The organism is Belliella calami, assembly GCF_022549695.1.
GTDB classification, from domain to species: Bacteria; Bacteroidota; Bacteroidia; order Cytophagales; family Cyclobacteriaceae; genus Belliella; species Belliella calami.
Genome location: NZ_JAKZGS010000043.1, coordinates 1 through 675, shown reverse-complemented (window position 1 = coordinate 675; position 675 = coordinate 1). Strand labels below are relative to the sequence as shown.

Annotated in this window: 1 protein-coding gene; it reads right to left on the bottom strand. The window is 43.6% G+C overall.

The features are described from left to right. Nucleotides 1-675 (bottom strand): MBG domain-containing protein (locus tag MM236_RS19615; RefSeq protein ID WP_241276699.1); only part of this gene is annotated, 675 nt, incomplete at both ends.

The window sequence follows — 675 nt, the reverse complement described above, 5'->3', positions numbered from 1 at the left end:
CTGCCAAGATTTCAAATTCTGAACCTCTAAACTCAATATCGTAATTGGCTCCTGCAGTCAAATCCCCAATATTGATTGGATAGTTGCCAACGCCCTCACCTGCTGTTCGTGACAGTTTGCCCGAGAATACTTGTTGATCGTCTCCAGCCACAAATCCTGTGGCTGTAAAGGCGAATTCAGGATCATCTGTGCCGAATACCTTGGACTGCCCCTCCTCTACACGAACCTCTAGGTTGGCTGGATTAATTTGAAAATCTGAAGGCGTAAAATTAATGGTGTAGTTAACTCCGGCATCGAGCGAACCTTGTTGGATAGCAAAGCTCCCGACATTTTCTCCTACATCCCTACCAATAGAACCTGTTAAAATCCCTTCATCATCTCCACTTGCAAACCCACTTGCTGAGAATGTAAGAATAGGATCCTGTTCCCCATAAATTTTGCTTTGATTAGGATTTGGACTTACCTCTAAAGTCGCTGGTGTGATTTCCAAATCAGCTGTCAATACCAAAGTCTGGAAATTCGAGCCTGTGATCGTAGCTGTCGCTTGCTGTGTTCCTACGTTTGTTCTTGAATTATCAGCATAAGATACCGATGTTCCTGCTGGAAGTGTTCCAGTGATTTCTATGGATTTTTCCGATCCGTCAAAGACAAAACTTGCATCATCGAAAGTGATTC